7 protein-coding genes and 1 pseudogene are annotated in these 9,320 nt (G+C 67.0%); 4 read left to right on the top strand and 4 right to left on the bottom strand.

All coding sequences use genetic code 11. The features are described from left to right. Nucleotides 1–369, top strand: a pseudogene (locus tag Q7P21_RS16625) (aldose 1-epimerase); the annotation flags it as partial. On the opposite strand, the gene Q7P21_RS16620 reads toward Q7P21_RS16625, so the two are convergent. After that, nucleotides 370–2,349, bottom strand: a complete 1,980-nt coding sequence (locus Q7P21_RS16620) for an SPFH domain-containing protein (RefSeq protein WP_304166009.1) — start codon at nucleotides 2,347–2,349, stop codon at nucleotides 370–372. A 262-nt stretch (nucleotides 2,350–2,611) separates the two neighbouring features. Next, on the bottom strand, nucleotides 2,612–5,020 hold the full coding sequence (locus tag Q7P21_RS16615; protein ID WP_304166007.1) for a TonB-dependent receptor: 2,409 nt from the start codon (nucleotides 5,018–5,020) through the stop codon (nucleotides 2,612–2,614). Nucleotides 5,021–5,392: 372 nt separating this feature from the next. Here Q7P21_RS16615 and Q7P21_RS16610 point away from each other — a divergent pair, with 372 nt between their 5' ends. Then, nucleotides 5,393–5,782, top strand: coding sequence for a hypothetical protein (locus Q7P21_RS16610; RefSeq protein WP_304166005.1), 390 nt, complete (start codon nucleotides 5,393–5,395; stop codon nucleotides 5,780–5,782). After that, a complete protein-coding gene (locus tag Q7P21_RS16605; RefSeq protein ID WP_304177984.1) occupies nucleotides 5,782–6,690 on the top strand; it encodes a sterol desaturase family protein in 909 nt (302 codons plus the stop codon). The genes Q7P21_RS16610 and Q7P21_RS16605 overlap by 1 nt, the downstream gene beginning before the upstream one ends. Here Q7P21_RS16605 and Q7P21_RS16600 read toward each other — a convergent pair whose 3' ends face one another. Together Q7P21_RS16600 and Q7P21_RS16595 are read right to left on the bottom strand one after the other, a co-directional pair. After that, nucleotides 6,691–7,530: an SDR family NAD(P)-dependent oxidoreductase gene (locus Q7P21_RS16600; protein WP_304177982.1), complete on the bottom strand. Its 840-nt coding sequence runs from the start codon at nucleotides 7,528–7,530 to the stop codon at nucleotides 6,691–6,693. After that, complete coding sequence (locus tag Q7P21_RS16595; protein ID WP_304177980.1) at nucleotides 7,527–8,498, bottom strand: aldo/keto reductase; 972 nt, start codon at nucleotides 8,496–8,498, stop codon at nucleotides 7,527–7,529. The genes Q7P21_RS16600 and Q7P21_RS16595 overlap by 4 nt, the downstream gene beginning before the upstream one ends. Before the next feature lie 179 nt (nucleotides 8,499–8,677). On the opposite strand from Q7P21_RS16595, the gene Q7P21_RS16590 reads away from it, so the two are divergent. Next, on the top strand, nucleotides 8,678–9,320 hold a 643-nt coding region (locus tag Q7P21_RS16590; RefSeq protein WP_304177978.1), incomplete at its 3' end, for a cytochrome P450.

Below are 9,320 nucleotides of genomic sequence, written 5' to 3'. Positions count from 1 at the left end.
GGCGCGACGCGGCTGAACCTCAATGTCGACGGCGTGTGGCGGACCGACGCCGAGGCCCTGGCCCTGGAATGGATCGAGGACGGGCCGGAGATGGACTGGCTCACCCATGGGCGCCTGCCGGCCACCCTGGTCGACCACTGCTATGGGCCATGGGACGGGCGAGCCGTGATCGAGACGCCTGAGGGGCGGCTGACGCTCTCCAGCGACGCGGGCTGGCTGCAGGTCTATGCGCCGCCAGGGGCGGACTTCTTCTGCCTGGAACCGGTGACCCATCCGCCCGACGCGTTCAATCGGGCGGATGGGGCCGGCGTCCTGGCGCCGGGCGGGCTTCAGGTCCTGAACATGGAGCTCAGGTTCGAACCAGGGTGATCAGGCGTCCGTGGTCGCGGGCCGGGGCGCCGCCGCCGGCGGTTCCCCGTCCAGCACCGACAGCGGCAGGTCGAGCTTTTCAGCCATCAGCAGGGTCAACAGCGCCTGGAGCACGCCGCCGGAACCCCCTTCGGCGCCGCCGGCGATCTGCACCTTCGGCACCACGTCGACGCCTGAGGTCTCCAGCGCCTCGGCGAAGCGCTCAGCCACCTGGCGGGCCAGCTGGAAACGCGGGCCCCCGGAAGCGGCGACCTGACTCTCGATGGCCTTGGCCTGGGCCAGACCGACCTTGGTCACCCGTTCCGCCTCGGCGGCGGCGAGCGCCACCACCTTCTTGGCTTCACCGGCGCCCAGGAACTGCATCTGGTCGGCCTCGGCCCGGGCCAGGGTCCGGGTCTGTTCGGCCTCCTGCTCGGAACGCGCGAGGTTCGCCCGGCCCTGGTTCTGCTGGACCTGGATGGAGAGTTCGGACTCGGTGATCGCGGTCTGCTGCTTGGCCTGGGCCTCAGCCTCGCGCAGCTCTCGCTCCTTCTGGGCGGCCAGCTTCTGCCGCTCATAGGTGCCCACCTGCTCGTCGGCGATCTGACGCTGGCGAAGCTGGGTCAGGATGCGCTCAATCTGGTCGTCGCCGGCCGCATTGGGCCGGGGCGTGCCGATCAGCACTTCCTGGAGCTCGAGATTATAGACCCCGAACTTGGCCTGCATCTCCTTGGACGACAGCGACTGGATCTCGCTGCGGTCCTGCAGCAGTTCGATCAGGGTGCGGGTTTGGCCGATGTTCTTGAAATAGGCCGAGACCATGGGGTCCAACGTCTGTTCGACCAAGCGCTTGATGTCCCCGAAGCGTTGGATGACCAGGGGCGCCTTGCGGTAGTCGATATGCACCACGACCGAAACGGGCAGGGTGGGCTCGAAGGCGTCCTTGGTGATCAGCGACACCTCAGCCAGGTTCTCGTCGAACTTGTGCGAGCCGATGGCCTGGGCCTCCCACTTCAGGATGAAGTTGGTGGTCGGCACCAGGGTGATCCGCCCCGCATAGGTGTTGAAGGCGTATTTGCCGGGCAGCAGCGGATCGGTCCAGACGCCGCGGCGCCCGTTCTCCACCAGCTCGCCATGGCGATAGCCTTCGCCCGAGGTGTCGACGCCAGCCGCCCCGGTATAGGAGACCACCACGCCCACCTGGCCGACCTCGATCACCGTCTTGGAGATCCGTTCCACGGTCGCGAACAGGCGGTTCACGTAGTAGGTGCCCTCGACCAGGACCTGGAGCTGACGACCCTTGCGCCCCCCCGCCGCCAGAAACTTCTCCGGGTCCTGGAAGCTGTTATGGAAGGTCCGCGCGTCGGCCGGGTCGGCGCCGACCGCCGGAGCGATGATCTCGCCGGAGGCCAGGCCAGGGCCGTCATGCACCGTGACCACGCCGATCTGGTCGTCGGCGTCCTTGATCACCACCGGTTCGAAGCCGTCACGGGCCTCGATCACCTCAGCCATCTGGTCGAGCAGGGCGGTGTCGCCGCCGCTGAGCTGCAGGGCGAATGTCTCGTCCTTGGTGACCACCACGAACTGAGCCAGGTTGATGGCGTAGGACCCCTCGCGCAGGACCTTGCGCTGCGGGCCTTTCTGACCGCCGGCCTCCAGGAAGGCGCGGGTCTGCTGGAAGTCGGTGTCCTCGGCGTTGGCGGCCAGGGCCTGGTCGGGGCTGAGCGGCCGCCCGTCGCGGGCGAACACATAGCCGATCCGACCCTGGGGAATGGTCACCAGGCTCTGGACATGAAGCCGATACTGGAACGGCACGAAGAAATGCAGCCCGCCGCGCAGGACGTCGGGTTGGAAGCCGGCCTCGCCGCTCAACGCGATGATGCCGGATCGGATGGAGCCGGAGGGGCTCCAGAGTTTCTCGACAACGGCCACGCGGTCGTTGCCGATGTAGCGGATCATGCCGGAGGCGGCGATGAGACCGACCAGCAGAAGCGCGAGCAAAAGCGCGCCGAGCCACGGCGCGTACACCCATAAGTTTGTCATGATGTCCTCGGAAAGCGCGAGTTCCGGCGTTCATGCGCCCCGCTCGCGTAGAGGAATTATAGGATCAACCGCAGGGCGATCTTAGTGAAACCGGAAGGCGATCTCGCAATTGTGAAGCTTGCGACGTTATAGCGTTTCAAAAGAAAAGGCCCCCCGCCGTCGCCGGCGAGGGGCCTCTGGTCGATGTCCCGGTCCCCTGCCCGGAGGCGGGGGCTGGACCCTAGTACTTCACCCGGAAGGTGGCGCCGAAGGTCCGCGGAGCGGACGGGAAGGCGCCGATCGAGCCGGACTGATAGGTCGCGTCATAGGCCACTTGGTAGTAGCGCTCGTCGGTCAGGTTCTGACCCCAGAGCTCCACGGCCCACTTGTCGTCCTGCGGGCCGACGCTGAGGCGCGCGTTCCACAGGGTGAAGGCCTGTTGGGTCTTCAGCGGGTTCAGGTCCGAGCCGGTGTTGTAGGCCGAGGTGTACTTGGCCGAGACGCTGGCCTTGCCGACCAGGGCTTCGGTCAGGTCATGCTCGTAGCTGACCGCCGTAGAGGCCGACCAGAGCGGGGCGAAGGACAGACGCGATTCCGGCAGGCGCGACGTAGCGCCCAGGATCGTGCGGTCCTTCTTGGAGTACTCGGTCTCGGCATAGGTGACGCCGCCCTGCAGGGTCAGGCCGCGGACCGGGAAGAACACGAAGTCGGCGTCGACGCCCTTGGACGTGACTTCCGGGATCGAGATCACGGTGAAGGCCAGGCCGTTATAGGCGTTGAGCTGGAAGTCCGTGTACTTCTGATAGAACATGGTGGCGTTCAGCAGCAGGCGACGATCGAACAGGGTCGACTTGACGCCCACTTCGTAGGAGTCGGCCGATTCCTTCGCGAAGTCGGTCTTGGTGATCGGCTTCAGCGAGGTCGCAGAGCCCGCGACGTAGGTATAGGCCAGACGGTCGAGGTTGAAGCCGCCCGCCTTGTAGCCGCGGGCGTAGGACGCGTAGGTCATGACCTGCGGATTGAAGCGGTAAGCCGCCTTCACCGTGCCGGTCAGGGCGCCTTCGCTCATGTCCTGGCTGGCGGTCAGGTTGTTGAAGGCGGGGTTCTGGTAGGTCTGGCAGACCGCGTTGATCAGCGAAGCCGGCAGAGCCTTGGCCGAGAAGGTCGCACAGCCCTTGCCGCCGTCGGTGTTGCCGTAGAAGGCGTCGACGCCCTTGTTTTCCCAGGTGTAGCGCAGGCCGCCGGTCAGCTCGAGCTTCGAGGTCAGCTGATAAGAGGCGTTGCCGAACACCGCGAAGCTTTGTTCGCTTTGGTTGTACTGGTCACGCTGGCCTTGGCCGTTGGCGAAGGTGGTCCCCGCCGGATTGCCGCTGAGCGCCGAGATCAGGCTGCCATTCGTGCCGCCCGAGAGCAGCAGGCTGACGAACTTCTCGAAGTCGGCGCCGTAGAGGGTGCCGACCTTGGACGTCAGGTCTTCGTGGGTGAAGAACGTGCCGGCGGTCCAGTGCAGCTTGTCGGTCGAACCGGCCAGGCGGAATTCCTGGCTGAAGGTCTTGAAGCCGGTGCCAACCCAGTTCTGGTCGGACCAGATGATGTCGGCGGTGGACAGGTCGGATTCCGCGCCCGAGTGGGTCTGGAATTCGCGATAGGCGGTGATCGAGGTCAGCTGGACCGCGCCGAGGTCGTAGGAGACTTCGGCCGAGACGCCCTTGTCGGTGATGTTCTTGCGGGTGTCGCGGTTGGCGTAGGCCTTGTAGTCGTCGAAGGCCGGGGGATTGGCGACCGAACCCGGGAAGGCGGCGGCCATGATCTTGGTGACGCCGCCGTTGATCACCTGCAGCGAGGTGCAGCAACGCTCGTCGCGCTTGGTGTAGTCGACGCTGACATTGATATCGAGGGCGTCGGTCGGGGTGAACAGCAGCTGGCCGCGGGCGGTCCAGTAGTTCTGGTTGTTGTCAGTGCTGAACGAACGCGGGCCCGCGCCGGTCACGACGTCGACGAAGCCGTCGCGCTCGCGCTTGGACACGAACAGGCGACCGGCGACCTTGCCGTCGATGATCGGGCCGGTGACGCCGGCGGAGACGGCCTTCAGATTGTAGTTGCCGACATTGGCTTCACCTTCGGCGCCGAAGGAGAACTCCGGGCGCTTGGTGATGACATTGATGACGCCAGCGGTGGCGTTCTTGCCGAACAGGGTGCCTTGCGGACCCTTCAGGACTTCGACGCGCTCCAGTTCGCCCAGGTCGCCGAAGCCGACGCCGTTGCGGGGGCGGTAGACGCCGTCGATCACGATGCCGACGGAGCTTTCCAGGCCGATGTTGTCACCGACGGTGCCGACGCCGCGGACGCGGGCGGTGGTCGAGGTCGAGCTGGTGGTCGAGGTGACCGTCAGGCCGGGGGTGAGGATGGTGAGGTCCTTGATGTCCTTCACGCCGTTGGCGCGCAGGGTCGCGCCATTGACGGTGGTCACCACGATCGGGACGTCTTGCAGGTTTTGAGTGCGCTTTTGCGCGGTGACGACAATTTCGTCGACGGTGTGGGGCGCGGTGTCAGCCGACGGCGCGGGGGCCTCGGCCTGAGCGCTGGCCGCCCAAAGAATGGAAATCAGCGCAACCGGCGCCGCGCTCGCAATGAGTCGAGCTCTAGTCATAGGAATCCTCCCGAACGTGTTTTGATGCCCGGCTTGAGACGGGGAGGTCTCATTGAGGCCGAGCGGGTGGCGCTTTACGGGCGATTCTGTTGCAGCGGAAGACGTGGACGTAACGGAGGTGTTGTAATTGACCCCAGGGTGGGAAATAGGCCGCACATTTGAAAGTTGTGTCAAAAATCTGCGGTATCTGAGTGCCTGCAAGCCTTCCAGAAGTTGAATTTTCGCCTCGGCGCCCGTTTTGTCTGGATCGAAGCAACTCAGGGTTAATCCGTGGCGGGCCGCTGCGGCTGTGAGTCTGGAGCGCCCTTGACGGGCGGGGGCTTCCCATCGGACGGTCCGCCTCCGGAGCATCAGGCTGGCCCAGGAGGGCATGTGATCGACAAGGCCTATCTCATTCAGACCGGCGGATCGGCCGTGGCCGTGGGCGTGCTGATCGCGCTGGCGGCCTGGGCCAAGATCTCCAAGCCGGCGCCGCCGCTGTCCGATGTCCGGGCCCGCGCCCTGTTCGCCGACGAGTTTCCGGGCAAGGCGCTGGACAGCTTGTGGGTGACGGTCGACGGCCGCGGCGCCCTGGCCCGCTCGGGTGCGTCGGCCTTGGTGCTGTGCGAAGTCGGCGACGGCTATGTGGCCCGCCATATCCCCTGGGCCCAGGCCCTGGCCTCGACCTTTCGCGATGGGGTGCTGCGGCTCGACCTGGCGGACATCGCCGCGCCCAAGGCGACCCTGGCCTTCGACGCCTGGCCGCCGGCGGGTCTCGTCTGATGTTGCAGGCGCCTTTCGATCCCGTCGCCCTGGCGGTGCCGTTCTTCGTGCTGGCGGTGATCCTGGAGATCGCCCTGGCCAAGGCGCGGGTGGCCCACGCCCACTATGAAACCAAGGACACCTTCGCCTCGCTGGGCATGGGGTTCGGTCGCAATATCTTCGGGGTGCTCACCGCCGGGATCACCTTTGCGGCGACCATCTGGGTGTGGAGCCATCGGGCCTTCACCGTGCCGTTCGGCGCCTGGTGGGGCTGGGTGGCGGTCTTCTTCCTGGAGGACCTGACCTATTACTGGTTCCACCGGCTGAGCCACGAGCGGCGGTTCTGGTGGGCGGCCCACGTCAACCACCACTCCTCGCAGCACTACAATCTGTCGACCGCGCTGCGGCAGACCTGGACCGGCGGGCTTTCGGGAACGTGGCTGCTCTGGCTGCCCCTGGCCTGGCTGGGCTTCTCCCCCGCGCAGATCGCCATCCAGCAGGGGATCAGCCTCGTCTATCAGTTCTGGATTCACACCGAGGCGATCAAGCGAATGCCGGCTTGGTTCGAGGCGGTGTTCAACACCCCCTCGCATCACCGGGTGCATCATGCGCGCAACCCGCGTTATCTCGACCGCAACTACGCCGGCATCCTGATCATCTGGGATCGTATGTTCGGCACCTTCGAGCCGGAACTCGACGCCGAGCCGCCGCGCTATGGGATCGTCAAGAACCTGGCCGACTTCAACCTGCTGCGGGTGGCGTTCCATGAGTGGATCGCCATCGGCAAGGACCTGGCCGGGTCCCGCAGCCCGCGCGAGGTCGTGGGCTATCTGTTCGGCCCGCCGGGCTGGAGTCCCGACGGATCGCGCGACACCAGCACCATGCTGAAGGCCCAGTGGCGGGCGGAGCAATCCCGCCGGGACGCCTAGCTAGGGCAGCAGCCCCAGCCGCTTGCCGATCGCGCGGTCGGCCATGCGGTCGGGCATGTGGCTGAGGATGAAGTGTTGCACGGGGTTTGGCGCGACCGTGTAGCGGGTCTTGGGCTTGGCCGTGGTGAGCGCCTTGGCCACCACCTTGCCCAGCGTCTCGGGCGGCAGGCCGCCGGCCCCGTTCATGAACGCCCGGACCTTTTCCAGTGGGGCGTAATAGGGCGTGTCCTTATAGGGAGAGATGTCGACCTCCTGGGCCTTGCCCCAGATGGCGGTCTTCACGGCGCCCGGCGCGACCACGATGACGTCGACGCCGAACAGCAGCAGCTCGCGCCGCAGGGCGCCGGACAGGCCTTCCAGGGCGAACTTCGAGGCGTTGTAGGGGGCCATGAACGGCGTGGAACTGCGGCCGCCCACCGAACTGATATTGACGATCCGCCCTGGCTGGCCCTTGCCGTCGGCGCCGACGCTGAGCAGGGGGGCGAAGGCCTGGCTGACGATCACGACGCCGGTGAGGTTCACCTCCATCTGCTGGCGGAAGTCGGCGATCGGCAGCTTGAGCAGCGGCCCGGCCACGGCGATGCCGGCATTGTTGACCAGGCCGAATAGCGGCTCTCCACCCAGGGCCTGGCGCACCTGCTCGGCGCCCTGGGCGACGGCGCGCTCATCAGTGACGTCGAAGACCAGGGGAACGAAGTTCGGGCCAAATTCCTTGGCCAGGCGCTCTGCGTCGGCGGCCTTGCGGACCGAACCGAACACCCGGACGCCCTGACCGATCAGGACCTTGGCGACACCCCAGCCAATGCCGGTGGAGACGCCCGTGACGACGACGCTTTTCATGTTCGCAATCCTAGCTGTTCGATCTCGTGGAGTTGGTCGGCGGGGAGGGGGCCGGCGGCTTCGGCCGCCAGGGCCTGGGCCAGTTCGTCCCGGTTCTTGACCCCCAGCACCAGGGTGTCGACCCCCTCCATGCCGAGCGCATAGCGATGGGCGATCAGGGCCGGGTCCTGGCCCCAGGCTTCGCACAGGGCGCGGAACGGCGCGGCGCGGGCATAGTCCAGGGAGTCAGGATGGTTGGGCGAAAGGGGGCGGTCGATGGCGGCGGTGAGAGCCCCGGCCTGGACCGCGCGAATGCCCATCACGCCCACGCCCTGGGACTTGGCGGCGGCCAGCAGCGGGCGGGGGGCGGCCGGCTCGGCGAAGCGCCGGATACCGCCGGCGGAATCCATCAGGTTGGTGATGACCTGGACCACGTCGGGACGCGGCGCCTGGGTCAGGGCTGCCTGGATCGACTGGGGAACGCCAATGCCGGTGATCCCCCAGGCGCGTATCCGGCCCTGGGCCTTCAGGCGCTCGAAAGCCGGAATGACTTCGTCGCGATAGATCGACCAGCGGGTCGAGAACCGGTCGCGGGCGGCGTCCCCATGGGCGTAGGCGTAGTTGTCCGGGGCGATGTTGGAGTGCAGGAAGAACAGGTCGATGTGTTTCAGCCGCATGGTCGCCAGGCTCGCCTCCAGCGAGGCCTCAAGCCGCGCCGCCGTCTCGCCGACCGGGGGCGAGCCGAGCTGGTGTTTGCTGGTGAAGCGCAGATGGGCGGGCGGGGCGCCAGCGAAGGTCTCGCCGATGATCGCCTCGCAGGTTCCGTACATGGGCGCGGTGTCGATCAGGGTGATGCCCGCCTCGACGGCGGCGTGCAGGGTGTCGCGGGCCTCCGCGCGGTCCGTGGGCCCCCAGATCTGGCCGATGCCGCCGCCGCCCAGAGTCAGGCGGCTGACCTTGCCCAGGGGGCCAAGCGTTGCGGTCTGCATCCTGAGCGCCTCTCGATGGTTCCGATTTTCCGGCCATCGGATGTCAAGCCGTCCCCGGCGTCAATGAGATGGCGCGGCGGCCCCGGCGCCGCAAGCCTATTGGCGCCCACCGTGTCGCGGTCCAAGGTGATCACTGTTCAGGCGACGCGAGATCGCCAGAGGTCATCCAGGAAAACGTCATGTCCGACGCCCCGCTTCCCACCATCATCCAGCTTACCCCGCTCGACCCGACCTATCGGGCCGACCCGCACGCGGTGCTGGACGACCTCCGCGCCCGCTGTCCCGTGCGCCAGGATCCGATCTCTGGGGCCTTCGTGCTCAGCCGCTACGCCGATGTCCGGGCGGTGGTCTCCGACCGGGGCCTGTGGCGCGACGCCCTGAACGCGGAGGAGGGGACCCAGGCCCGCAAGCGGGTGGAAGAGAACTATGATCCCAGTGTGCCGCGCGGCGAGAGCACATCGATCCTGACCCTCGACGATCCCGACCACGCCCGCATCCGCCAGCCCCTGTCCCAGGCGCTCTACGCCCGCGTCGCCAAGTTCCGGCCGGAGGTGGAGCGCATCGTCGACGAGGCCCTCGACCGGTTGCCGACCGATGCGCCCTTCGACCTGATGGACCTGTTCTGCGTGCCAATCCCCATCGACGTGATCGCCTCGATCCTGGGCGTCGACCATGATCGGCTGAAGGAGTTCCGCGCCTGGTCCGAGGGCACGATCCTGGGCCTCAACCCGTTCCGCACCCCGGCTCAGACCGAGGTGATGGAGCGGGCCAGCGGCGAACTGGCGGCCTATTTTCTGGAGACCATCGCCGCGCGTCGCGCCA

Source organism: Phenylobacterium aquaticum (assembly GCF_947378715.1).
Lineage (GTDB): Bacteria > Pseudomonadota > Alphaproteobacteria > Caulobacterales > Caulobacteraceae > Phenylobacterium > Phenylobacterium aquaticum_A.
This window is presented reverse-complemented; position numbering and strand designations above follow the sequence as displayed.